A 23,968-nucleotide genomic window follows, 5' to 3' on the forward strand; every position below is an offset into this window, starting at 1 on the left:
CCGTGCGTCGTCGTGTGAGCCCGGCCCTGGTCAGTGCGGGTGCGGGCTGGCAGGATCGGCCACATGTCCACGCTGCTCTCCCGTATCGGCGGGCGCCGGGCCGTCCAGGGCTCGGTCGCCGCCGCCGTCGCGCTCGGGCTGCTGCTGTGGTGGCTGCTGCCGCTGGGCGAGAAGCCGCCGAGCGGGACCGTCACGTTCAGCACGGGCACCCGTGCGGGGGTCTACCAGAAGTACGGCGAGCTGCTGCGCACCGAGCTGCGCAAGGACATGCCGGGGCTGAACGTGCGGCTGATGACCAGCGCGGGCTCGCAGGAGAACGTCGAGCGGGTGGCGTCCGGCAAGGCCGACTTCACGATCGCCGCGGCCGACGCGGTCGAGACGTACAAGCTGGCGGGCAGCCCGGGGGCCGAGGGGCTGCGCGGAGTCACCCGCCTCTACGACGACTACGTGCAGCTCGTCGTGCCCAGCGACTCGGACATCCAGTCGGTCGCCGACCTGCGGGGCAAGCGGGTGGCCATAGGGCTGCCCAACTCGGGTGTCCGGCTGATCGCCACCCGGCTGCTGAGGGCCGTGGGCATCGACCCGGAGACGGACATCACCCCCCGGGCCGACGGGATCGACACCGGTCCCGGGCGGCTGGGCGACGAACTCGACGCGTTCTTCTGGTCGGGCGGGGTGCCCACGGACGGCCTCAAGCAGATCGCGGAGAGCTCCGCCTTCCGGTTCGTGCCGATCGGCGACGACCTCGTCACCAAGCTGCACGAGTCCGGCGGCGCGACCCGCTACTACCGCACCACCAACATGCCGGAGTCGGCCTACCCCACGGTCCAGAACGGCGCGGTGGTGCCCACCATGGCGGTGTCCAACCTGCTGGTGACCCGCGCGGACGTCGATCCGCGGCTCACCGAGTGGCTGACCCGGACCGTGCTCGACAGCCGCGACGGCATCGGCGCGCACGTGCACTCCGCACAGCTGGTCGATCTGCGCACCGCGATCTACACCGACCCGTTGGAGCTGCACGAGGGCGCCCGGCGCTACTACCGGTCGGTCAAGCCGTAGGACCGCTCCGGCTCCTTGCGCGCCGGGGCGGTCCTGGGCACCGTGACCGTCACCTCCAGCCCGTGCGGCTCGTGACGGCCGAAGGAGATCGAGCCGTCGCCCGCCGCGAGCAGCGCCCGGCAGATGGACAGGCCCAGGCCGGAGCCCTTGATGTTCTGGTGCCGGCCGCTGCGCCAGAAACGGTCGCCCACGCGTGCGAGTTCCCCGTCGGTCAGCCCTGGACCGTTGTCCGTGACGACGACGGTGGTGACGTTTCCGGTGGAGGCGACCTCGACGCGGACCGTCTCGCCGCGCGGCGTGAACTTCACCGCGTTGTCGATGACCGCGTCCAGGGCGCTCGACAGGGCCACCGGGTCGGCCCAGCCCGTGGTCGGCGGGCACTCCCCCAGCAGGCGTACGCCCTTGGCGTCGGCCGTCGGAGACCAGGCCGCCACCCGCTCGGCGGTCAGCGCGCCGATGTCGGTGACCTCCAGGTCGGCCTGGCTGTGTTCGGCCAGAGCCAGGTCGAGCAGGTCGTCCAGGACCCGGGCCAGGCGTTTTCCCTCGGTCTGGACGGAGGCGATCTCCTCGTTGCCCTCGGGCAGCTCCAGGGCGAGCAGCTCGATGCGCAGCAGAAGCGCGGCGAGCGGGTTGCGCAGCTGGTGCGAGGCGTCGGCGACGAAGGCCCGCTGCTGCTCCAGCACGTCCTCCACGTGGTCCGCCATCTCGTTGAACGACCGGGCCAGGCGTCTGAGCTCCGGCGGCCCGCCGGACGGCGCGACCCGGGACTTGAGCCGCCCGGTGGCGATGTCGTGGGTGGTCGCGTCGAGCACCCGCACCGGCTTGAGCACCCAGCCGGTCAGCCGCAGCGCGGCACCGACGGCGAGCAGCATGGCGGCGAACTCCCCGGCGCCGATGAGCAGCCAGCCGCGCACGGTGTTCGATCTCATCGAATCGGTGGGCGACTCCGTGACCACGACCGCGACCACGTCACCGTCCCGGATGACCGGCGAGGCCACCACGAGGCGGCCGTCCTGCCAGGGCCACACCTGCCGCGGGTCGTGGCTGCGGCGGCTGAGCAGCGCCTCGTCGAAGGAGTCGCGGACCTCGCCGGTCTGCGGCAGGAACCAGGTGGTCGGCGCGTTGGCCATCGGGATGTGATTGCGGTAGAAGACGCCCGCCTTGATGCCGTAGACCTCGTAGTAGCTGGTCAGCTCGGTCTGCAGCGTCTTCAGGCGCTCGTCCGTGTCCGTCTGCCGTGAGCCGCCCGGCACGTCCTCGGTGACGAACTGGGCGAGCGCGGCGAAGCGCGCCGTGTCGTCTATGCGGTCGATGACGACCTTCTGCTGTTCCGCCCGGGCGACGCTGATGCCGAGGGGCACGCCGAGCGCGAGGAGTACGGCCGCCATCAGGACGATGAGCAGCGGGAGCAGGCGTGTGCTCACCCGGCCCCGCTAGGCGGTGGGCGCGACGAGGCGGTAGCCGACGCCGCGGACGGTCTCGATCAGCGCGGGCATGTGCAGCTTGGAGCGCAGGGAGGCGACGTGCACCTCCAGGGTGCGCCCGGTCCCCTCCCAGCTGGTCCGCCAGACCTCGCTGATGATCTGCTCGCGGCGGAAGACCACGCCGGGGCGCTGGGCGAGCAGGGCGAGCAGATCGAACTCCTTGCGTGTCAGCTGGACGACCGAACCGTCCACGCTCACCTGGCGTGTCGGCAGCTCGATGCGCACCGCGCCGAGGCGCACCACGGTCTCGGTGCTCCCGGTGGCGTCCTCGTGCGCCGTGCGCCGGCTGACGGCGTGGATCCGGGCGAGCAGTTCCCCGGTGTCGTACGGCTTGACCACGTAGTCGTCGGCGCCGAGGTTCAGGCCGTGGATGCGGGAGCGGACGTCGGAGCGCGCGGTGACCATGATGACCGGGGTGCCGGTGCGCTTGCGGATCTTGCCGCAGACCTCGTAGCCGTCCTGGTCGGGCAGGCCCAGGTCGAGCAGGACGACGCCGAAGCCGTCGACCTCGGGGACGAGCGCCTGGAGCGCCTCCTCGCCGCTGCGCGCGTGGGTGACGTCGAAGCCGTGCCGTGCCAGGATCGCGGACAGGGCGGCGGCCACGTGGTTGTCGTCCTCGACGAGCAGCAGTCTCATCCGGGCTCCCTTCGGTTCATCGGCCGTACGCTCGGGACGGGTAGAAGTCGGTACGGGTGGAAAGTCGGGCACGCGCGCGTGCGTCCTGTGCAGTGACGCCGATGGAGGGGGACGGCGTCAAGAGGCTTCCGGTCGCGGCCGCTCGAAGTTATCCGGCCGATATGCGCCCTGCTCACCAGTGCTACGACTCGTGTCCGATTGCTATCGGATCGTGATGCTCAGATTCCCCTCAGATGTAGAGACGCACGTCGTCAAGGGTCACTACTGTCCTCCGAAACCCAGGAGGACGGAGCCCGAGAGCGATGACCGAAGTATCGGTGGCCAAGGAAGACAAGGCTGCGACCGGCGAACTGGTCGTCCTGAAGAGTGTCAACAAGCACTTCGGCGCGTTGCACGTGCTCCAGGACATCGACCTGACGATCACCCGCGGCGAGGTCGTCGTGGTCATCGGACCCTCCGGGTCCGGCAAGTCCACCCTGTGCCGCACCATCAACCGCCTGGAGACCATCGACGACGGCTCCATCACGATCGACGGCAGGCCGCTCCCCGCCGAGGGCAGGGAACTGGCCAAGCTGCGGGCCGACGTCGGCATGGTCTTCCAGTCCTTCAACCTCTTCGCGCACAAGACGGTGCTCGAGAACGTGACCCTGGGCCAGGTGAAGGTCCGCAAGGCCGACGCCAGGAAGGCCGAGGAGAAGGCCCGCGCCCTGCTCGACCGCGTCGGCGTGAGCGCCCAGGCGGACAAGTACCCCGCACAGCTCTCCGGTGGTCAGCAGCAGCGCGTCGCCATCGCGCGGGCGCTGGCCATGGACCCGAAGGTCATGCTCTTCGACGAGCCGACGTCGGCGCTCGACCCCGAGATGATCAACGAGGTGCTGGAGGTCATGAAGCAGCTCGCCCGCGAGGGCATGACCATGGTCGTCGTCACGCACGAGATGGGCTTCGCCCGGTCGGCGGCCAACCGCGTGGTGTTCATGGCGGACGGCCGCATCGTCGAAGAGGCCACGCCGGACCAGTTCTTCAGCAATCCGCGCAGTGACCGCGCCAAGGACTTCCTGTCGAAGATCCTGCACCACTGAGACTCCGCCGGAGCTCCTCCGACGTCCCGCGTCGGCGCCCCGGCCCGCCCGTCTCCCGCATCTGATCGTCCGATCACAGCCAAAGGATGTCCACCATGAAGCTTCGCAAGGTTTCCGCCGCCTCGGCCACCGTGCTCGCCCTCGCCCTGGCCGCCACCGCGTGCGGCGGCGACGACAAGGACGGCGGCTCCTCCGGTGACGACAAGAAGGTCACCGTCGGCATCAAGTTCGACCAGCCCGGCCTCGGCCAGAAGACCCCGGACGGCTACGAGGGCTTCGACGTGGACGTCGCCACGTACGTCGCCAAGAAGCTCGGCTACACCGAGGACCAGATCGAGTGGAAGGAGTCGAAGAGCGCCGACCGCGAGACCATGCTGCAGCGCGGTGACGTCGACTTCATCGCCGCCACATACTCGATCACCCCCGAGCGCTCGGAGAAGGTCGACTTCGCCGGCCCCTACCTGCTCGCCCACCAGGACGTGCTGCTGCGCTCCGACGACGACAAGATCAAGTCGCCGGACGACCTGAACGACGCGAAGCTCTGCTCGGTCACGGGTTCGACCTCGGCCCAGAACGTCAAGAAGAAGCTGGCCCCCAAGGCCCAGCTCCAGAACTACCCGACGTACTCGGCCTGCCTCACCGGTCTGCAGAACGGCGCCATCGACGCGCTGACCACGGACGACTCGATCCTCGCCGGTTACGCCTCCCAGTCGCAGTTCAAGGGCAAGTTCAAGCTCGGCGGCTTCAAGATGACCAACGAGAACTACGGCATCGGGGTCAAGAAGGGCAGCGACCTCAAGGCCAAGATCAACGACGCGCTCGAGGCCATGGTCGCCGACGGCGCCTGGGACAAGGCCGTGAAGGACAACTTCGGCCCGGCCGAGTACAAGAACGAGCCGGCGCCGAAGATCGGCGACGTCAAGAGCTGAGGCCGGGCCTGACAGGGTGCGCCGCCGTCCGGCAGGGGCGGCGCACCGGGGCGGGCGTTCCTACACGCGGAAGCGCGGGAGATCGTGTTCGACTTTCTTGACAAGTACGACCTGCTGGGAGCCTTCTGGACGACAGTGCAGCTCGCTGTGCTCTCGGCCGTCGGCTCCCTGATCTGGGGCACCATACTGGCCGCCATGCGGGTCGGCCCGGTGCCGTTGATGCGCGGTTTCGGAACCGCGTACGTGAACATCGTGCGGAACATCCCGCTGACCGTGATCATCCTGTTCGCGTCGCTGGGTCTGTTCCAGACCCTGCGGATCACGCTCGGCGCCGAAGGCGACTTCGAGACGATCAACTTCCGGCTCGCCGTCCTCGCCCTGATCCTCTACACCTCGGCCTTCGTGTGCGAAGCGCTGCGGTCCGGCATCAACACCGTCCCGGTCGGTCAGGCGGAGGCGGCCAGGGCCATCGGCCTCAGTTTCGGCCAGGTGCTGCGACACGTGGTGCTGCCCCAGGCGTTCCGTTCCTCGGTGGTGCCCCTCGCGAACGTGCTCATCGCACTCATCAAGAACACCACGGTGGCGGCCGCCATCGGTGTCACCGAGACGGCACTGCTGATGAAGGAGATGATCGAGAACGAGGCCCAGCTCCTGCTGATCTCCGCGATCATCGCTCTCGTGTTCGTGGTGCTCACCTTGCCGACGGGGCTGTTCCTCGGCTGGGTGGGCAAGAAGGTGGCGGTGAAGCGATGAGTTCCCTTCTCTACGACGCCCAGGGCCCCCGAGCCAAACGGCGCAACGTCCTGTTCACCATCGTCTTCTTCGTCGCCCTCGCGGCTCTGCTGTGGTGGGTCGTCAGCACACTCTCCGACAAGGGCCAGCTCGAGTGGCTCAAGTGGGAGATGTTCTTCACCAGCAGCGAGCCCTGGTCGACGTACATCTGGCCGGGCCTGCAGAACACCCTGAAGGCCGCTGTCCTCGCGGTGGTCATCGCGCTGCCGCTCGGCGCCGCGCTCGGGATCGCCCGGCTGTCGGACCACACCTGGGTCCGGGTCCCGGCCGCGATCGTGGTCGAGTTCTTCCGGTCCATCCCCGTGCTGGTCCTGATGATCTTCGGTCTCGCCCTCTTCTCCCAGTACACCGACGTCAGCTCGGACGACCGGCCGCTGTACGCGGTTGTCACCGGCCTGGTCCTGTACAACGCCTCTGTCCTCGCGGAGATCGTCCGGGCCGGCATCCTGGCGCTGCCCAGGGGCCAGGCCGAGGGCGCGATGGCGGTCGGGCTGCGCAAGGGCCAGGTCATGCGGCTGATCCTGCTGCCGCAGGCGGTCACCACGATGCTGCCGGCGATCGTCAGCCAGCTCGTGGTCATCGTGAAGGACACCGCCCTCGGCGGAGCGGTCCTCACCTTCCCGGAGCTGCTCGCCTCCGCCAACACGATGAGCGCGTACTACGGTGCCAACACCATCGCCAGCTTCACGGTGGTGGCCGTCATCTTCATCGCGCTCAACTTCAGCCTGACGAGCTTCGCCGGCTGGCTGGAACGCCGGCTGCGGCGCGCCAAGAAGTCGACCGGTACGGTGCTCGACGCGGACGACGCCAACATGGCCGGAACGGCGGCCACCGGCGCCGGTGGCGGTAACGCCTGACACTCGGTCACCTCGTATGACCATCAACGGAGGCCGTGACATGATCGCCACGGCCTCCGTCGCTTGACGCAAGCAGCGGCAATAGGTTGCATACGTTCTGTGACCGTGCACCCTGCTCAAACGTCCTGTTCACCTGCGTCCCCCGGGACACCGCCACGGGCAGGGGGCGCCGCACCGTGGACCCGGTGATCATCGCCGGAGCGGGGCCCGTCGGGCTCACGCTCGCCCTGGCGCTGGCACGGCAGGAGGTGCCCTGCGTCGTCCTCGACGAGGGGCCGGGCAAGGACGAACCGCGTCCCGCGCGCACCGTCGTTCTGCGCGAGAACGCCGTAGCGCTTCTTGATCGGCTGACCGGCGCACCGCTCGCCGAGCTGGGTACGCGTTGGGCCGGATGGCGGTCGATGCGGCGCAGGCAGGTGATGCGCGAGGTCGAATTCGGCGAGGCCGACCCGGCGCCCCTGCACCTCGCCCAGCACGAGCTGACCGGTGCCCTGCGCGGTGCCCTCGCCGGTGAGCGGCTCGTCAAGGTGGCGGTGGACAGCCGTCTGGACGGCATCGAGCAGGAGAGGTCGGGCGTCACGGCTCACACCCGCGGCCCCGCCGGCACCTGGTGGCGCGGCAGTTACCTGGTCGGCTGCGACGGCCCCCGCTCCACGGTCCGCAAGCTCCAGGACATCCGCTTCCCCGGCCGTACGGCGGTGGAACGATACGCCGTCGCCACGCTGCGCACCGAACTCCCCTGGGAGGAGGCGGCGTTGCTCCACCGGATGCCGCCGTGGCGGACGACCGGGCCGTCGGGCGGCGAGATCGTCGGCCGCCCGCTGCCGGACGGCGTGTGGCGACTGGACTGGCTGCTGCCGCCCGGCAAGGACCTGGTCACGCCCGAACTGCTGGTGAACCGGGTCCGCGAGACCCTCACCGGGTGGGCCGGCGGCGCGACCCCGACGTACGAACTGCTCGACACCGGCGTCCACACGGTCCACCACCGCCTCGCCCGCCGCTGGCGGGTGGGACGCGTGCTCCTCGCCGGGGACGCCGCGCACCTGCTGGGTGCGCTGGGCACCCAGGGACTGGAAGAGGGACTGCTCGACGCCGACAACCTCGCCTGGAAACTGGCCCTGGCCTGGCACCACGGGCCCCGGGAGGCGTTGCTCGACAGCTACCAGGAGGAGCGGCGGACGGCGATCGCCGCACGGTTGCGCGCCGCCGACCAGCTGCTCCCGTTGCTGCGCGGTGGCGGCGGGCTGCGTTCCTACGTCCCCGGCGCGGCCCGGGGCAGCGACGCGCTGCTGGCGGACGGCCACCTGGGGCGCGGGACCCTGGGCGCGCCGGGGACGTACGCCGGCTCCCCCCTCGCGCCCGAGAACCTCGCCGGTGAAGTGCCCGTCGCCACACCGCCCGGGTCACCCGTCACCGACGTGCGGGTCACGGCGGAGGACGGCACCTTCGTGCGGCTGCGCGACCGGCTCGGGCGCGGGGCGCTGCTGGTGGTGCTGATCGCGCCCGGTACGGGGGTGTGGGACCGCAAGCACTGGGTCACGGCCGGGATCATGCCCCGGCTGGCGGCGGCGGTGACGGCGCTGCCCCACCACGCCGAGCTGCTGGTCGCCGAGAGCTATCCGGGCGCCGCGGCGCACACGGTTCTGCTCGTGCGGCCCGACGGCCACCTGGTCACGGCGCTGAACGGGGTCCGCCCGGCCGACCTGTACGCGGCCGCCGATGCGGTGCTGGGCGGGGCGGCTGCGGCTGCGGCTGCGGCTGCGGCGAAGAAGGCCGAGCAGGAGGCGGGAGCGACAGCCGGATCCCGTTGAGCGGGGCTCCGCGACCGCACGGCCGCCCGTGGCTCCGGGCCGCCGGCGGCTCACGTCGGTGCTCACCGTCCGCAAGGTGACGCCGAGTTGACCGGCCCGCACCCTCGTGGTCTGCTCCGGACCATGACCGACACCTGTGTGCGCCTGTGGCGGAGGGCCCATATGGACCTCGTCCGCTATGCGGGCTGCGTGTGTCGTCCGTCCTGCTGAATTCGCCTCCCCCCGCGCGCCGTTCTCGACGTGCTCCGCGCGCTTCCGCGAAACCCACCAGGACGGTACCGGTGTCCTTTCCCTCCCTTTCCCCCGCTCCTGTTTCCCCGGCCGCTCCGACGCAGGCCGAACTCCTCGACTTCGTACGGCGTGCGTCGGCCGACGCCGAACTGATCGCCTCCCTGCCGCTCGACCCCGAGGGCCGCACCTGGGTGCGCCTGGCCGGACCGGGCGGCAGCGAGGCCTGGCTGATCGGCTGGCCGCCCGGCACGGGTACCGGCTGGCACGACCACGCCGGCTCCGTGGGCGCCTTCGTGACCGCCGCGGGCGAACTCAAGGAGAACGCGCTCGCCGCCCGTCTGCCCACCGACGGCTGGAAGACCCTGGAACTCAGCGACGGCGTGGACCGGGAACACCGGCTCACCGCCGGAAAGGGACGCGCCTTCGGCCGGCACCACGTGCATGAGGTCCTCAACGAGTCGCCCGACCACCACGCCGTGTCCGTGCACGCCTACTACCCGCCGCTGCCGCAGATCCGCCGCTACAGCCGCAGCGGACAGACCTCGTGCCTGGAGCAGGTCGAGCGCCCGCGGGACTGGCAGTGAGCGAACCGACCGGAATCGACGCCCTGCTGGAACGGGTACGGGGCGGATACCGGCGGGTCGCGCCGGACGAGGCGTACGACGCTGCCGAGGCCGGCACGGCGCTGCTGGTCGACATCCGGTACGCCGCCCTGCGTGAGCGGGACGGCGTGATCCCCGGCGCCCTGGTCGTCGAGCGCAACGAGTTGGAATGGCGCCTGGATCCGCAGGGCAGCCACCGTCTCCCCGAGGCCACGGGCCATGACGTCCGGGTCGTGGTGGTGTGCGACGAGGGCTACGCCTCCAGCCTGGCGGCGGAGTCCCTGCACCGTCTGGGGCTGCGCCGGGCCACCGATCTGATCGGTGGCTTCCAGGCCTGGCGGGCGGCGGGTCTGCCGGTGGCCGGCCGGGCCCGGTAGTCGGCGGGGCAGCACAGGGGCAGTACGGCGGTGCCGTGTCCGCGTTGCCTTTGGTGGCAGGCGGATCGGCGTGTGGTCGATCTCCTGCGCCTTTCCGCCGGAGCGGCGGGGCGATGTGTAGCGGACGGCCAGTCCGCCGGTGTTTCCGGCCGAGTCGGACACCGTCGCGGAGAAGCATCCGTCCTTCAGTGCGGCGAGGCCTCATCGGGGCCGTTGACCGTCACGGTCCTGAACTGGTCGGCGGTCGATCGCGCCGACATCCCCGCGGGCGGCGTACGCACGCGGTCGCGGCGTGCGGTGAAGTGGCGGCGCAGGCGGTAACGCCGAGTACGGAGGGCGTTCGTCCTTCCGGAGGCAAGGTGATCCCGCGCGGTCTCCGCCTGCCCGGGAGGGCGCGGTGTCGCGCCTGTGCGCCGGTCGGGGCGCCGTCCCTCAGTCATATGGGCGCGGCTCCGGATCGTGCCGGGTCGGACGTGGGTTCAGAAGCCCTCGTCGCCGAGGTACTCCGTCTCCTCGCCCTCTTCCTCCAGCGCCTGGCGGACCACCCGCAGGGCCATGCCCTCGGGATAGCCCTTGCGGGCCAGCATGCCCGCGAGGCGGCGCAGCCTCTTGTCGCGGTCGAGGCCCCGGGTGGCGCGCAGCTTCCGGGCGACCAGATCGCGTGCGGTCTCCTCCTCCTGCTCGGAGTCCAGTCGGGACACCGCCGCGTCGATGAGCGTGGCGTCGACGCCCTTGGTCCGCAGCTCTCTGGCGAGGGCGCGCTTCGCCAGCCCGCGGCCGTGGTGCCGGGAGTCCACCCAGGCCTCGGCGAAGGCGCTGTCGTTGATCAGGCCGACCTCCTCGAACCTGGACAGCACCTCCTCGGCGGCCTCGTCGGGGATCTCCCGCTTGCGCAGGGCGTCGGCCAGCTGTCTGCGGGTGCGCGGGGTCCCGGTGAGCAGACGCAGGCAGATCGCCCGTGCCTGCTCGACCGGGTCCCGCGGAGGCTCCCCCTTCTCGGCCCTCGACGAGGAAGTGGCACCTCCGTCCTCGGCGGACGGCTCCGTCCGCTCGCGCCGACGGCGCCCGCGCGGGCCCCCCGCTCCACGGCCCCGTCCCCCTCGGCGGCGCGCCTCGCCGTCACCTCGGCGCGCCTCGTCGCCGTCGCGGAAACCCATGCCGGACGAGTCCGTCCCGTAGGGATCCGTCCCGTACGGGGCCGTCTCGTACGGGGCCGCAGCCGCCCCGTACGCGTCGTCGTCGCCCGTCCCGGTGGGGCCGCCCGTGTACTCGGCCCAGTCGGTTCGTCGTGTCACGGGTCAGCTCTTGGCTGCCGCGGCCTTGGACTTGGCGGCCTTGGCGGTCGTGGGAGCGGGCACCGCCGGTACGGCGCCGGCCGTGGCGTCGGAGGTCTCCGCAGCCGGCTCGGCGGCCGGCTCCTCGGGACGCACGCCGACGCCCAGCTTCTCCTTGATCTTCTTCTCGATCTCGTTGGCCAGGTCGGGGTTGTCCTTCAGGAAGTTGCGCGCGTTCTCCTTGCCCTGGCCGAGCTGGTCGCCCTCGTACGTGTACCAGGCGCCGGCCTTGCGGACGAAGCCGTTCTCCACGCCCATGTCGATCAGGCCGCCCTCGCGGCTGATGCCATGGCCGTAGAGAATGTCGAACTCGGCCTGCTTGAAGGGCGGCGCGACCTTGTTCTTGACGACCTTGACGCGGGTGCGGTTGCCGACCGCGTCCGTGCCGTCCTTCAGCGTCTCGATGCGCCGGATGTCGAGCCGCACCGAGGCGTAGAACTTCAGCGCACGGCCACCGGTCGTGGTCTCCGGGGAGCCGAACATCACGCCGATCTTCTCGCGGAGCTGGTTGATGAAGATCGCGGTGGTCTTGGACTGGTTCAGCGCGCTGGTGATCTTTCGCAGGGCCTGGCTCATCAGGCGGGCCTGGAGGCCGACGTGGCTGTCGCCCATCTCGCCCTCGATCTCCGCGCGGGGAACGAGCGCGGCGACGGAGTCGATGACGATGAGGTCGAGGGCGCCGGAGCGGACCAGCATGTCCACGATCTCCAGAGCCTGCTCGCCGTTGTCCGGCTGGGACAGGATCAGGTTGTCGATGTCGACCCCGAGCTTCTTCGCGTACTCGGGGTCGAGGGCGTGCTCGGCGTCCACGAACGCGACCTGGCCGCCCGCCTTCTGCGCGTTCGCCACGGCGTGCAGGGTCAGGGTCGTCTTGCCCGAGGACTCGGGGCCGTAGACCTCCACGACACGGCCACGCGGGATGCCTCCGACGCCAAGGGCCACGTCGAGCGCGGTCGACCCGGTCGGGATGACCTCGATGGGCTCGTTGGTCCGGTCACCCATGCGCATGACCGCGCCCTTGCCGAACTGCCGTTCAATCTGTGCGAGCGCGGCGTCGAGGGCCTTCTCGCGGTCGGTTCCTGCCATGGGTTCCACCCGGTTTGCTTGATTCGATCGCTTCACGTCAAAGACGCTAATGCCTGCCACTGACAATGGGCCCTGCTGCGGGTCCGGCCTGTGGATAACTCGGGCACTTCTCCACCCAGACCCACTCGAATCACCCGCCACGAGCCCCGCCGGAGCCTCCATAAGAACGGATGTTCGATTTTTGTGTCAAGCGCACCACGCGGCACTTCCGAGAGTACGTCCGCCGGGCCGGCGGTCAGGTGGTTGGATGCGGGTGCGACGCGAGGAGAGGGGCACCGTGGCCAAGATCAGTATCAGTCTCGACGCCGAACTGGTGGTGGAGGTGATGGTGCTGGCCGGTATCGGCTCGCCCCAGGACGCGGTCGAGGCGGTGGTGCGGGACTACGTCGCCCACGGTCACCGCACGGAGACCCGCACCGAGTTCAAGGACCGCAACCTGCGGGAGGCCGACGCCACGCCGCAGGAGCCGCAGGGCTGACCCTGCTCCCCCTCGTGCCTGGGCGTCCGGCCCACCCGGATGTCCGGCCGCTGCGGCGCGCCGCGCCGCTCACCCCTTCAGGAGCCGCTGTCCCCGGCCCCCTGCGTCCCCGGGCGTCCCTGCTCCGGACGGTGGGCCCACAGTCTGCGCAGACGCGTGGATGTCCCGGGTCCTGCCCGGGGGGTCCGGCGGCCGTGGACGCGCGGATCGTCCGTGACGTCGTAACGCTTGACATACGCCCCGAGGAACGCCTGCAGCGTGGCGATCGCCGGGATGGCGATCAGCGCGCCGACGGCCCCCAGCAGGGCGGTGCCCGCGACGACGGAGCCGAAGGCGACCGCGGGATGGATGTCCACGGTCTTGGACGTCAGCTTGGGCTGCAGCACGTAGTTCTCGAACTGCTGGTAGATCACCACGAAGATCAGCACCCACAGCGCGTACCAGGGGTTGACCGTGAAGGCGATCAGCATGGGCAGGGCGCCCGCGAGATAGGTGCCGATGGTGGGGATGAACTGCGACACCAGGCCCACCCACACGGCGAGCGCGGGGGCGTAGGGCACCTCCAGGATCTCCAGGAGGACGTAGTGCGCGATGCCGGAGGCCAGCGCCATCAACCCGCGTGAGTACAGGTAACCGCCGGTCTTGTCCACGGCGATCTCCCACGCGCGCAGGACCTCGGCCTGGCGGGTGGGCGGCAGGACGGAGCAGAGTCCGCGCCGCAGCCGGGGGCCGTCGGCGGCGAAGTAGAACGAGAACAGCAGGACCGTCAGCAGTTGGAAGAGGCCGCCGAGGACCTGGGCCGACACGTCCAGGACACCCGTCGCGCTGTTCTGCACGTAAGTGCGCAGCCAGTCGGAGCGGAGCAGGCCCTCCTGGATGTCGACCCGCCTCAGCTCGGTGTGGAAGTGGCCGTTGACCCAGTTGATGACGGAGTCGAGATAGTCCGGGAAGTCCTCGACCATCTTGACGATCTGACCCGCGAGCATGGAACCGAGCAGCGTGACGAACCCCGCGGCGGCGATCAGCACGGCGAGGAAGACGAGGAAGGTGGCGAACCCCCGGCGCAGGCCGCGCCCGGCCATCCAGCTCACCGCGGGTTCGATGGCCAGGGCCAGGAAGAACGCGATGAGGACGTTGATCAGCAGCCCGGTGAGCTGGTGGAAGGCCCAGCTGCCCAGCTGGAAGGCGGCGACGAGCGCGAGGGCCAGCACCATGGCGCGCGGCAGCCACCTCGGCATGCGGGCGCCGGGACCGGCGGCGCCGTCGGCCGGGGGGCCGGCGGGCGGCGGGGTGCCGGCCGGGGATGCGTGCCGGGCGGCCTGCCCGGTCTCGTCAGTGGATGCCACGGACCAAGTCTCGCGCACGCCACCGACAGGAAAATCCCGTCCCGCGGTCTTCGTGAACCGTCACCGCTGTTCCCGCGGCACGTTCATGACGGTGCAGACCACCCGCCACACGTCCTTGGCGTCCCAGCCGGCGTCCAGCGCCTCGTGCACCGTACGCCCGCCCAGCTCCGTCATCACGTGATCGCGCGCGAAGGTGTCGGCATAGCCCGGACCGAAGTGATCCGTCATCCGCTCCCAGAAGACCGTCAACCGCATGTCACCAGTATCCCGCCCCTGAGAGTGGGCCCTGAGCCGCTCGGCGTACGGGGAGCGCATTCCGGCCTACGGTCTGTGCCATGGCCGAAACCGGAGCTTCCGCACTCCCCCCGCCCCAGCCCCCGCCCCCGCGCACGCCCGCGCCGGGCTCACCGCTCGCGCGCGCGGAGCACTTCGTCTGGCTCACCGCGCGCGTTCTGGAGCAGCGTCTCTTCGCCTACCACTTCCGCGGCGGGGACCCCGGCCCGGTGGAGACCGCGCTGGACGCCTACCGCAACGAGGACGGCGGGTACGGCCACGCGCTGGAGCCCGATCTGCGCGGCCCGGTCAGTCAGCCGCTGCACACCGCGCGTGCCCTGCGCGTCCTGGACGCCGTCGGGCGCTGCGGCGGACAGCGAATCGAGCGGGTGTGCCGCTACCTGACCTCCGTGTCCACCCGGGACGGTGCCCTGCCGGCGATCCGTCCGAGCCGGCGCGGGTATCCGGCCGCGCCCTTCGTGCCGGTCGTGGACGACCCTCCGGGCGAGCTGCTCGCCACCGGTCCGGTGGTCGGCCTGCTGCACCGCAACGAGGTCTGGCACGCCTGGCTGTTCCGCGCCACGGACTTCTGCTGGCAGGCGGCCGAGTCGCTGGGCACCTCGCACCCCTACGAGGTCGAGGCCGCCGTGGCCTTCCTGGACGCCGCTCCCGACCGCCCGCGCGCGCGGGCCGCCGCCGACCGGCTGGGCCGCCTGGTGCGCGAGCAGCGCCTCGCCGTGCTGGACCCGGACGATGCCGACGCGTACCCGGTCTCCCCCGGCTACGCCCCGGGCGAGCACCACTTCCCGCACCAGTACGCGAGGAACCCGCGCTCGCTCGCGCGCGCGTGGTTCACGGACGACGAGATGGCCCGCTCCCTCGACTTCCTCGCGGCGGAGCAGGAGGACGACGGCGGCTGGCCCGTTCACCGGCGTCGCTGGGCACCCGCCCCGGTACTGGAGGTTCGCCCCCGGGTGACCATCGAGGCCCTGCGCACGCTTCGGGCGTACGGCCACTGCCTGGGCTGACCCGGCTCAGCCGCCCAGGGCCCGTACGCCCGCGGTGACCACCACGGCCGCCGCGACGACGAGCAGGAACGGCGCGCGCAGCAGCAGCGCGACGGCGGCCGCGGCGACGCCCGCGGCCCGCGCGTCCAGCACGAGCGCCTGTCCGTCGGCGAAGGTCTGCTGTGCGGTGAGCGCCGCGAGGAGGGCGACGGGGAGCAGGGCGGCGAGCCGCCGGACCAGAAGCGTTTCCAGGGCGCCCGCGGGCACCAGCAGCCCGAGGAGCTTGACCGCGTAGCAGCCCACCGCGGTCACGCCGATCGCGATCCATACGCTCATCGCCCTTCCTCCCCCTCGGCGGCCCCACGGCCCGCGCCGTCCTCGGCACCGCCCGCGCGGTGTCCGCGCGCCCACAGGACGAGGGGTGCCGCCAGCGCGGCCACCAGGACGGGCACGCCGGCGGGCAGTACGGGCAGGAGACCGAGCCCCAGGAGGACGGCCAGGGCGCCCGCCGCCCGCTCGGTGGTGGTCTTCAGCATCGGTGCGAGCAGCGCGAGGAAGACCGCGGGACCCGCCGCGTCGAGACCCCAGGCGTCGGTGTCCCCGATGGCTTCCGCGCCCAGCGCGCCGAGCAGTGTGGTGAGGTTCCACAGGAGATACAGAGTGAGTCCGGTGACGGTGAAGCCGATCCGGACGGCACGCCGGGTGGGCTGCGCGAGGGCCACGGCCGTGGTCTCGTCGATGACCCACTGCGCGGCGAACGGCCGCACCGCGCGCGGGAGGGCCAGCAACTGCGACAGCCGCAGCCCGTAGAAGGCGTTGCGTACGCCCAGGAAGAAGGCCCCCGCCGCCGCGGTGAGCGGGTTGCCGCCGGCCGCGAGCGCACCGACGAGCGCGAACTGGGACGCCCCGGTGAACACCAGGAGGCTGAGCGCGCAGGTCTGGGCCAGTGTGAGACCGCTGCCGGCCGAGGTCACCCCGAAGGCGAACCCGGACAGTCCGACGGCGACTCCGACCCCGAGGGCGTCCCGTACGACGGCGGCGTCCGGCTTGCCCTCGGCGATGTCCACGTCGGGAGCATCGGGAAGGGCTGTCTGTTCTGTCACGCCTCGAACGGTAGGAGCAGCCTCCGCCGCGTGTCTTGTACGTTCTTGCGCTCCCGCTGGTAGGCACCGGGCGGCACACCCACGATCCGTGCGAAGTGCCGGTTCAGGTGGGGCTGGTCGGTGAACCCCACGGCGACGGCGGCCTCGGCGGGGGGCGTCCCGGTGTCCAGCAGCCGCCGCGCCCGGCGCACCCGGGCGTCCGTCAGCCAGGTGTGGGGCGGCATCCCGTAGGCGTCCCGGAACGCCCGCAGCAGCGCGAAAGGACTGCTTCCGAACTCCCCGGCGAGCCGCTCCAGGCTCGGCGGGTCGGCCATCCGCTCCTCCAGCACGGCACGCGCGCGTGCCGCCGTCCGTGCTCCGGCCGTCCGCACCTGGCGCCGAGGCAGGGGGCCGCCGTTCAGCCGCAGCAGCCGGGTCACGGCCACACGCAGCAGGGTGTCGGCGGCGAGCGCGTTCCCGTCGTCGGCGGCGCGCAGCACGCGGTGCACCAGCTCGACGGTGTACGGATCGTCGAGCACGGGCCGGACGAACCCCGCCGTCCCGCGCAGCCTCGTCGTCTCCGCCGCGATCCCCGCCACCAGCTCGGGCGCCGGGTAGACGGCTCCGTACCGCCACCCCTCGGGCACTCCGGCCCGTCCCGTGTGCGGGGTGTCCGGGTTGACCAGGGCGAGCGAGCCCGCCCCGGCGTACTGGTCGCTCCCGCCGTGGTGGAAGACCTCCACGCCGTCGGCGATGGCGGCGATGACGAAGTGCTCGTGCGTGTGGCGTACGAAGGTCTTCCGTATGTACTGGGCGCGCAGCAGGTCCACGTCGGGCAGCTCCTCGAACCGCCAGTGCCGTGCCCGCTCGCCCGATCCCGCCATGCCCCCATTCTCCGTCACCCGCACCCCGCCTCCGGCGACGGCCCGGACCGGTCCGCCTCGTCCGGCCGAGCACGACCCGTCGCCCCGTCGCCCGGCCGTCCCCTCGCCCGGCCGTCCCTCGCCCGACCGCCCAGCCACCCGGCACACCCGGCAGCCGCGTCCGGCTCGGGCGCCGATTGTCAGTGGCCGGGTGCACGATGGATCCATGGTCAGCTCCGCACCCCGAGCCCTGGACGGCTTCTCCCCCGCGACCCGCGGCTGGTTCACGGGGGCCTTCTCCGCGCCCACCTCCGCCCAGGCGGGCGCCTGGCAGGCCATCAAGCAGGGCTCGGACGTGCTGGTGGTCGCCCCCACCGGCTCCGGCAAGACGCTGGCCGCCTTCCTCGCCGCACTGGACCAGCTGGCCTCGGCACCCCCGCCGGCGGACCCCAGGAAGCGCTGCCGCGTCCTGTACGTCTCCCCGCTCAAGGCCCTGGCCGTCGACGTCGAGCGCAATCTCCGCAGTCCGCTGACCGGCATCCGCCAGGAATCCGTACGTCTCGGCCTGCCCGAGCCCGAGGTCAAGGTCGGCATCCGCTCGGGCGACACCCCGGCCGCCGAGCGCCGCGCTCTGTCCACCCGCCCGCCGGACATCCTGATCACCACCCCGGAGTCCCTCTTCCTGATGCTGACGTCGGCCACGCGCGACGCGCTGACCGGCATCGAGACGGTGATCCTGGACGAGGTGCACGCGGTCGCGGGCACCAAGCGCGGCGCGCATCTCGCGCTCACCCTGGAGCGGCTGGACGAGCTGCTGCCGAAGCCGGCCCGCCGCATCGGACTGTCGGCGACGGTCCGCCCGGTGGACGAGGTCGCCCGGTTCCTCGCGCCGCGCGGCAGGGTGGAGATCGTCCAGCCGGAGTCGGGCAAGGAGTTCGACCTGTCCGTCGTCGTCCCGGTGGAGGACCTCGGCGAGCTGGGCGGCTCCCCGGTCGCGGACGGCAACGAGGGCGCGGAGCGCCCGTCGATCTGGCCGCACGTCGAGGAGCGGATCACCGACCTGGTCCAGTCGCACCGCTCCACGATCGTCTTCGCGAACTCCCGGCGGCTTGCCGAGCGCCTGTGCAACCGGCTCAACGAGATCGCGTACGAACGCGCCACCGGAGAGCCCCTGGACGAGCACCACTCCCCCGCCGAGCTGATGGGCGGCTCGGGAGCCGCCCAGGGCGCTCCGCCCGTGATCGCCCGCGCCCATCACGGATCGGTCTCCAAGGAGCAGCGCGCCCTCGTCGAGGAGGACCTCAAGGCGGGCCGGCTGCCCGCCGTGGTGGCCACCTCCAGCCTGGAGCTGGGCATCGACATGGGCGCCGTCGACCTGGTCGTCCAGGTCGAGTCCCCGCCCTCCGTCGCTTCCGGCCTCCAGCGCGTCGGCCGCGCGGGCCATCAGGTCGGCGCGGTCTCCACGGGCGTAATCTTCCCCAAGTACCGCGGCGACCTGGTGCAGTCGGCCGTGGTCACCGAGCGGATGCGCAGCGGCGCCATCGAGGCCCTCAGGATCCCCGCCAACCCACTGGACGTGCTGGCCCAGCAGCTCGTGGCGATGACCGCGCTGGACACCTGGCAGGTCGACGACCTCCTGGCCACCGTCCGCCGCGCCGCGCCCTTCGCCTCGCTGCCGGAGTCGGCCTTCACCGCCGTCCTGGACATGCTCGCGGGCCGCTACCCCTCCGACGCCTTCGCCGAGCTGCGCCCGCGCGTGGTGTGGGACCGCGTCGCCGGCACCGTCACCGGCCGCCCTGGCGCGCAGCGGCTCGCCGTCACGTCCGGGGGGACGATTCCCGACCGCGGGCTCTTCGGGGTGTTCCTCGCCGGCGCCGATCCGAAGAAGGGTGGCGGCCGGGTCGGCGAGCTGGACGAGGAGATGGTGTACGAGTCCCGGGTGGGTGACGTCTTCACGCTCGGCACCAGCTCCTGGCGGATCGAGGACATCACGCGCGACCGGGTCCTGGTCTCCCCCGCGCCGGGGGTGCCGGGGAGGCTGCCGTTCTGGAAGGGCGACCAGCTGGGCCGCCCGCTGGAGCTGGGCCGCGCGCTGGGCGCCTTCCTGCGCGAGGTCGGGTCCCTCTCCAAGGAGGACGCCCGGCTGCGCCTGGTCACCGCGGGCCTGGACGCCTGGGCCGCGGACAACGTCATGGCATACCTCGACGAGCAGCGCGAGGCCTGCGGCCACGTCCCCGACGACCGCACCATCGTCGTCGAGCGCTTCCGGGACGAGCTGGGCGACTGGCGGGTCGTCGTCCACTCCCCCTTCGGGGCACAGGTCCACGCCCCCTGGGCCCTGGCCCTCGGCGCCCGCCTGTCCGAGCGCTACGGCATGGACGCCCAGGTCATGCACGCCGACGACGGCATCGTGCTGCGCCTGCCGGACGCCGACCTGATGGGCGCGGACTTCCTCGACCAGGACCCCGCGAAGCCGGGCCTCGAGTACGACGCCGAGCAGGCGCCCGTCGGCGCGGCCGACGTCGTTTTCGACAAGGGCGAGGTCGACCGGGTCGTCACCGAGCAGGTGGGCGGCTCCGCCCTGTTCGCCTCCCGCTTCCGCGAGTGCGCCGCCCGCGCGCTGCTGCTGCCGCGCCGCAGCCCGGGAAAGCGCACCCCTCTGTGGCAGCAGCGCCAGCGCGCCGCCCAGCTGCTGGAGGTGGCGAGCGAGTACGGCTCGTTCCCGATCGTCCTGGAGGCGGTCCGCGAGTGCCTCCAGGACGTCTTCGACGTGCCGGGCCTGGTCGAGCTGATAGGCGACCTGGAGGCCCGCAAGGTGCGCCTGGTCGAGGTCACCACCCCGGAGCCGTCCCCGTTCGCCCGCTCGCTGCTCTTCGGATACGTCGCCCAGTTCCTCTACGAGGGCGACTCGCCGCTCGCCGAGCGCCGGGCCGCCGCCCTGTCGCTGGACTCGCGACTGCTGGCCGAGCTGCTCGGCCAGGCGGAGCTGCGCGAGCTGCTCGACGCCGAGGTGCTCACCGAGCTGGAGCGCGAGCTGCAGTGGCTCACCGAGGACCGCCGCGTCAAGGATCCGGAGGGCGTCGCGGACCTGCTGCGGATGCTCGGTCCCCTGACGGAGGCGGAGCTGGCCGAGCGGGGCGCCGAGCCGCAGTGGGCCCAGGAGCTGTCCGCCGCCCGCCGCGCGATCGGGGTGCGCATCGCCGGCGCCGACCACTGGGCGGCCATCGAGGACGCGGGCCGGCTGCGTGACGCGCTGGGCACGGCGCTGCCCGTCGGTGTGCCCGAGGCCTTCACCGAGCCGGTCAAGGACCCGCTCGGCGACCTCCTCGCCCGCCACGCCCGCACCCACGGCCCCTTCACGTCGGTCACCGCGGCTGCCCGCTTCGGTCTGGGTGTCGCGGTCACCGAGGGCGCCCTGCGGCGGCTCGCCGGTACGGGGCGGGTCGTGCAGGGCGAGTTCCATCCGGCCGGCATCGGCCAGGAGTGGTGCGACGCGACCGTGCTGCGCAGGCTGCGCCGCCGTTCCCTGGCCGCGCTGCGGCACGAGCTGGAGCCGGTGGCACCGGCCGCGCTCGGTCAGTTCCTCCCCCAGTGGCAGCACATCGGCAAGGGGCACACCGTGCGCGGCGTCGACGGGCTGGCCCGCGCGGTCGAGCAGCTGCAGGGCGCCTCCGTGCCGGCGTCCGCCCTGGAGAAGCTGGTCCTGCCCTCCCGGGTGGCGAACTACACCCCCGCGATGCTGGACGAGCTGACGGCCGCCGGTGAGGTGGTGTGGGCCGGAGCGGGTTCGCTTCCCGGCAAGGACGGCTGGGTCTCCCTCTATCCGGCGGACGCGGCCCCGCTGCTTCTGCCGCCCCCGCATCCTCTGGAGACGACCGCCCTGCACGAGTCCGTCCTGGGCACGCTTTCGGGCGGCTACGGCCTGTTCTTCCGGCAGATCGCCGACCGGGTCCGCGCCACCACGCACCCGGAGGCCACCGATCCGCAGCTGGCCGACGCCCTGTGGGACCTGGCCTGGTCGGGACGGCTGACGAACGACACGCTGGCGCCCCTGCGCTCCCTGCTGGGCTCCGGGCGTACCGCGGGTTCCACCGCCCACCGGGCCAAGCGCGCGGTACCCCGCGGGCGGTACGGCTCGCTGACGGCCGCCGCCCGGCCGGCGTCCCGCACCGGCCCGCCGACGGTCGCGGGCCGCTGGTCGCTGCTCCCGGGCCGCGAGACGGACGGCACGGTGCGCGCCCACACCCTGGCCCGCACGCTCCTCGACCGGCACGGCGTGGTGACGCGCGGCGCCGTCGCGGCGGAGGGCGTCGAGGGCGGCTTCTCGGCGGTGTACCGGATCCTGGCCGCGTTCGAGGAGAGCGGTCAGGCCCGGCGCGGCTATGTCGTGGAGGGGCTGGGCGCGGCGCAGTTCGCCATGGAGGGGGCCGTGGACCGGTTGCGCGCGGTGGCGAACGCCCGTGAGCGCGGTGAGGGCCCGCCGGGGCAGGAGGAGTTCACCGGCGGCGGCTCGCAGGCCCGCCCCGCGCCTGGCGGCGCCGGACCGGCCACCTGGGCTCCCTTCGACGACTTCGCGTCCAGCGGCCCAGGGGGGCCCATCGCCCCCGACCCCTTCGGCGATTTCCCCCACGACCCCGGAGGCCCCGGCGGCCCGGCGCCCTTCGACGACGTCTTCGCCGATCCCGACCGCCTGGGCCGTTCCCTCTCCCGGGGCGACTACATCTCCCCACGCGACCATGCCGAACCGGGCGCCGGCGGTCCGCGCGGGGGCGGCGCGCACAGCGGCTTCGGGGGCCCGCGCGGCCCGTACGACACCGGATTCCCCGGCCGTCGCGGCCGCGCGGCCGTCGGACCGCGGGCCGTCGTCCTGGCAGCCGCCGATCCCGCGAACGCGTACGGCGCGGCCCTCGGCTGGCCCGAGCCGCCGACCGGGGCCACGCACAAACCCGGCCGCAAGGCGGGCTCCCTGGTGGTGCTCGTCGAGGGCGAACCGGCGCTCTACATGGAACGCGGCGGCAAGACACTCCTGGTCTGGCCCTCCGACCCCGGCACTCCGCCCGCCGACGACCCGCGACTGCGAGCCGCCACGCAGGCACTCGCGGAGGCCGCCCGGGCCGGTTCCCTCGGCACGGTCACGGTGGAGCGGATCAACGGCGCGGCGGCCCTGACCTCCCCCCATGGCCCCCTCCTGGAGGAGGCGGGGTTCATCGCCACCCCGCGCGGTCTGCGCATCAGGGCGTGACCCTGTCACCCTTGAGCCATGCCCGAAGGTGACACGGTCTGGCAGGCGGCGCGACGGCTGCACGACGCCCTCGCGGGCAAGGTGCTGACCCGCAGCGACTTCCGCGTCCCCCGGTACGCCACGGCCGATCTCACCGGACGCACGGTCCTGGACGTCACCCCGCGCGGCAAGCACCTCCTCACGCGCGTGGAGGGCGGCCTGACGGTCCACTCGCACCTGCGGATGGACGGCTCCTGGAAGATCTTCGCTTCCGGTCAGCGCTGGAGCGGCGGCCCCGCGCACCAGATCAGGGTCATCCTCGGCACCGCCGACCGCACGGCCGTCGGCTACCGCCTCCCCGTGCTGGAGATCCTGCGCACCGCCGACGAGCAGCGAGCCGTCGGTCATCTCGGCCCCGACCTGCTCGCCTCCGACTGGGACCCGGGGCGGGCCCTCGACAACCTGCGCGCGGCCCCGGCGCGCCCCCTCGGCGAGGCTCTCCTGGACCAGCGCAATCTCGCCGGTGTCGGCAACGTCTACAAGAGCGAGATCTGCTTCCTGCTCGGCGTCACCCCCTGGCTCCCGGTCGGTGAGCTGCCCGCCGACCGGGCCGCGCACCTGCCCGCGCTCGCGAAGAGGCTCCTGGAGGCGAACCGCGACCGCCCGGTCCGCCGTACGACGGGCCTGCGCGGCCCGGACCTGTTCGTGTACGGCCGGGCGCCCCGCCCCTGCCTGCGCTGCGGCACGCCGGTCCGGGTGGCCGACCAGGGCGACGGCTCCCGCGAGCGCCCCACGTACTGGTGCCCGACCTGCCAGGCCGGGCCCGCGCCGCGTCCGGGCGGCCTCGCGAGGGCCCGGACGCGGCGCTGAGGAGGCCGGGAGGACGGCTCAGCCTGCGGCGAGCAGACCGTCGATCTGGCCGGCCGCCTGGCGCATGCCCTCCTCCATGCCCATCGTCATGAGCTGCTCCATCTGCTCCCGGGTGTCGAAGACCGACCGCAGCTCCATGCGGGTGCCGCCGTCGCGCCCGGTGAGCGTCACCCGGTTCGCGGTCGTCGGCATGGCGGCGTTCGGCACCCCGTCCTCGTCGGCGAACCCGTCGGTGAACTCCAGTGACCGCGGCGCGTCGACCGTGGCGACCCGCCACCAGCCGCGGAACTTCTCGCCTTCCGAGCCGGTCATGAAGTACGTGACGTCCCCGCCCGGTGTCAGGTCGTGCTCCTCGACCGTCGCGGGGTAGGACGGCGGTCCCCACCAGCGCTCCAGCTGCCGGGGGTCGGACCACATCTGCCACACCCGTTCCACAGGGGCGGCGAAGTCGGGCGACGAGTAATTGTCAAGAGTTGTGGATCAGTGGGGTTGTTCAGGCTGCGGTGACTTCGGGGCGTTCGACGAGGTGACCGTTCTTGAAGCGGGCGCCG

Annotated in this window: 22 protein-coding genes and 1 pseudogene; 13 read left to right on the top strand and 10 right to left on the bottom strand. The window is 72.3% G+C overall.

Annotation, left to right across the window (positions count from 1 at the left end; genetic code table 11):
- Window positions 1-63: 63 nt before the first annotated feature.
- Window positions 64-1,059: a TAXI family TRAP transporter solute-binding subunit gene (locus tag ACGFYH_RS22870; protein WP_393805005.1), complete on the top strand. Its 996-nt coding sequence runs from the start codon at window positions 64-66 to the stop codon at window positions 1,057-1,059.
- On the opposite strand, the gene ACGFYH_RS22875 is transcribed toward ACGFYH_RS22870, so the two are convergent.
- Both ACGFYH_RS22875 and ACGFYH_RS22880 read right to left on the bottom strand, forming a co-directional pair.
- Window positions 1,038-2,483, bottom strand: a complete 1,446-nt coding sequence (locus ACGFYH_RS22875) for an ATP-binding protein (RefSeq protein WP_393805006.1) — start codon at window positions 2,481-2,483, stop codon at window positions 1,038-1,040. The two genes, ACGFYH_RS22870 and ACGFYH_RS22875, sit on opposite strands and share 22 nt — an antisense overlap.
- Before the next feature lie 9 nt (window positions 2,484-2,492).
- Window positions 2,493-3,179 (bottom strand): response regulator transcription factor, encoded by a 687-nt coding sequence (locus tag ACGFYH_RS22880; RefSeq protein ID WP_393805007.1) that lies wholly within the window; start codon window positions 3,177-3,179, stop codon window positions 2,493-2,495.
- 302 nt (window positions 3,180-3,481) lie between these two features.
- Here ACGFYH_RS22880 and ACGFYH_RS22885 point away from each other — a divergent pair, with 302 nt between their 5' ends.
- The 8 genes from ACGFYH_RS22885 to ACGFYH_RS22920 all read left to right on the top strand — a co-directional run bounded on the left by ACGFYH_RS22885 (window position 3,482) and on the right by ACGFYH_RS22920 (window position 9,857).
- Window positions 3,482-4,258 (top strand): amino acid ABC transporter ATP-binding protein, encoded by a 777-nt coding sequence (locus ACGFYH_RS22885; protein WP_393805008.1) that lies wholly within the window; start codon window positions 3,482-3,484, stop codon window positions 4,256-4,258.
- 95 nt (window positions 4,259-4,353) lie between these two features.
- Window positions 4,354-5,187 (top strand): glutamate ABC transporter substrate-binding protein, encoded by an 834-nt coding sequence (locus ACGFYH_RS22890; protein ID WP_393805009.1) that lies wholly within the window; start codon window positions 4,354-4,356, stop codon window positions 5,185-5,187.
- Window positions 5,188-5,271: 84 nt separating this feature from the next.
- Window positions 5,272-5,940, top strand: coding sequence for an amino acid ABC transporter permease (locus ACGFYH_RS22895; RefSeq protein WP_393805010.1), 669 nt, complete (start codon window positions 5,272-5,274; stop codon window positions 5,938-5,940).
- Complete coding sequence (locus ACGFYH_RS22900) at window positions 5,937-6,836, top strand: amino acid ABC transporter permease (RefSeq protein ID WP_393805011.1); 900 nt, start codon at window positions 5,937-5,939, stop codon at window positions 6,834-6,836. Before ACGFYH_RS22895 ends, ACGFYH_RS22900 begins: the two co-directional genes overlap by 4 nt.
- 176 nt (window positions 6,837-7,012) lie before the next feature.
- Window positions 7,013-8,647: an FAD-dependent monooxygenase gene (locus ACGFYH_RS22905; RefSeq protein WP_393805012.1), complete on the top strand. Its 1,635-nt coding sequence runs from the start codon at window positions 7,013-7,015 to the stop codon at window positions 8,645-8,647.
- 162 nt (window positions 8,648-8,809) lie between these two features.
- Window positions 8,810-8,857 (top strand): hypothetical protein, encoded by a 48-nt coding sequence (locus ACGFYH_RS22910; protein WP_309506048.1) that lies wholly within the window; start codon window positions 8,810-8,812, stop codon window positions 8,855-8,857.
- 71 nt (window positions 8,858-8,928) lie between these two features.
- Window positions 8,929-9,462, top strand: coding sequence for a cysteine dioxygenase (locus ACGFYH_RS22915; protein WP_393805013.1), 534 nt, complete (start codon window positions 8,929-8,931; stop codon window positions 9,460-9,462).
- On the top strand, window positions 9,459-9,857 hold the full coding sequence (locus ACGFYH_RS22920; RefSeq protein WP_393805014.1) for a rhodanese-like domain-containing protein: 399 nt from the start codon (window positions 9,459-9,461) through the stop codon (window positions 9,855-9,857). The genes ACGFYH_RS22915 and ACGFYH_RS22920 overlap by 4 nt, the downstream gene beginning before the upstream one ends.
- 479 nt (window positions 9,858-10,336) lie before the next feature.
- On the opposite strand, the gene recX is transcribed toward ACGFYH_RS22920, so the two are convergent.
- Entirely contained in the window at window positions 10,337-11,152 is an 816-nt protein-coding gene (gene recX, locus ACGFYH_RS22925) for a recombination regulator RecX (RefSeq protein WP_393805015.1), read from the bottom strand.
- A 3-nt stretch (window positions 11,153-11,155) separates the two neighbouring features.
- Complete coding sequence (recA, locus tag ACGFYH_RS22930; RefSeq protein ID WP_393805016.1) at window positions 11,156-12,277, bottom strand: recombinase RecA; 1,122 nt, start codon at window positions 12,275-12,277, stop codon at window positions 11,156-11,158.
- Window positions 12,278-12,554: 277 nt separating this feature from the next.
- Between recA and ACGFYH_RS22935 the strand changes: the two genes are divergently transcribed.
- Window positions 12,555-12,755 carry a DUF2191 domain-containing protein gene (locus ACGFYH_RS22935; protein WP_393805017.1) on the top strand — a complete coding sequence of 67 codons (201 nt, stop codon included), beginning with the start codon at window positions 12,555-12,557 and terminating at the stop codon, window positions 12,753-12,755.
- Between the two features lie 77 nt (window positions 12,756-12,832).
- On the opposite strand, the gene ACGFYH_RS22940 is transcribed toward ACGFYH_RS22935, so the two are convergent.
- Window positions 12,833-13,993, bottom strand: a complete 1,161-nt coding sequence (locus ACGFYH_RS22940; protein ID WP_393805027.1) for an AI-2E family transporter — start codon at window positions 13,991-13,993, stop codon at window positions 12,833-12,835.
- Between the two features lie 168 nt (window positions 13,994-14,161).
- Window positions 14,162-14,356, bottom strand: a complete 195-nt coding sequence (locus tag ACGFYH_RS22945) for a DUF3046 domain-containing protein (RefSeq protein ID WP_003973258.1) — start codon at window positions 14,354-14,356, stop codon at window positions 14,162-14,164.
- 80 nt (window positions 14,357-14,436) lie between these two features.
- Here ACGFYH_RS22945 and ACGFYH_RS22950 point away from each other — a divergent pair, with 80 nt between their 5' ends.
- Window positions 14,437-15,402, top strand: coding sequence for a hypothetical protein (locus ACGFYH_RS22950; RefSeq protein ID WP_393805018.1), 966 nt, complete (start codon window positions 14,437-14,439; stop codon window positions 15,400-15,402).
- Window positions 15,403-15,408: 6 nt separating this feature from the next.
- On the opposite strand, the gene ACGFYH_RS22955 is transcribed toward ACGFYH_RS22950, so the two are convergent.
- From ACGFYH_RS22955 to ACGFYH_RS22965, 3 genes are read right to left on the bottom strand one after another with little or no spacing between them, the layout of a single operon-like run.
- A complete protein-coding gene (locus ACGFYH_RS22955) occupies window positions 15,409-15,717 on the bottom strand; it encodes an AzlD domain-containing protein (protein ID WP_393805019.1) in 309 nt (102 codons plus the stop codon).
- Window positions 15,714-16,484, bottom strand: a complete 771-nt coding sequence (locus tag ACGFYH_RS22960; RefSeq protein ID WP_393805020.1) for an AzlC family ABC transporter permease — start codon at window positions 16,482-16,484, stop codon at window positions 15,714-15,716. Before ACGFYH_RS22960 ends, ACGFYH_RS22955 begins: the two co-directional genes overlap by 4 nt.
- A complete protein-coding gene (locus ACGFYH_RS22965) occupies window positions 16,481-17,347 on the bottom strand; it encodes an AraC family transcriptional regulator (RefSeq protein ID WP_393805021.1) in 867 nt (288 codons plus the stop codon). Before ACGFYH_RS22965 ends, ACGFYH_RS22960 begins: the two co-directional genes overlap by 4 nt.
- A gap of 205 nt (window positions 17,348-17,552) precedes the next feature.
- Here ACGFYH_RS22965 and ACGFYH_RS22970 point away from each other — a divergent pair, with 205 nt between their 5' ends.
- Complete coding sequence (locus ACGFYH_RS22970; RefSeq protein WP_393805022.1) at window positions 17,553-22,568, top strand: ATP-dependent helicase; 5,016 nt, start codon at window positions 17,553-17,555, stop codon at window positions 22,566-22,568.
- Between the two features lie 18 nt (window positions 22,569-22,586).
- On the top strand, window positions 22,587-23,417 hold the full coding sequence (locus ACGFYH_RS22975) for an Fpg/Nei family DNA glycosylase (protein ID WP_393805023.1): 831 nt from the start codon (window positions 22,587-22,589) through the stop codon (window positions 23,415-23,417).
- Window positions 23,418-23,435: 18 nt separating this feature from the next.
- Here the strand turns inward: ACGFYH_RS22975 and ACGFYH_RS22980 are convergent.
- Window positions 23,436-23,867: pseudogene (locus ACGFYH_RS22980) on the bottom strand (SRPBCC domain-containing protein); the annotation flags it as partial.
- Window positions 23,868-23,968 lie beyond the last annotated feature (101 nt).

Source organism: Streptomyces sp. NPDC048392, assembly GCF_043200575.1.
Classification (GTDB): domain Bacteria; phylum Actinomycetota; class Actinomycetes; order Streptomycetales; family Streptomycetaceae; genus Streptomyces.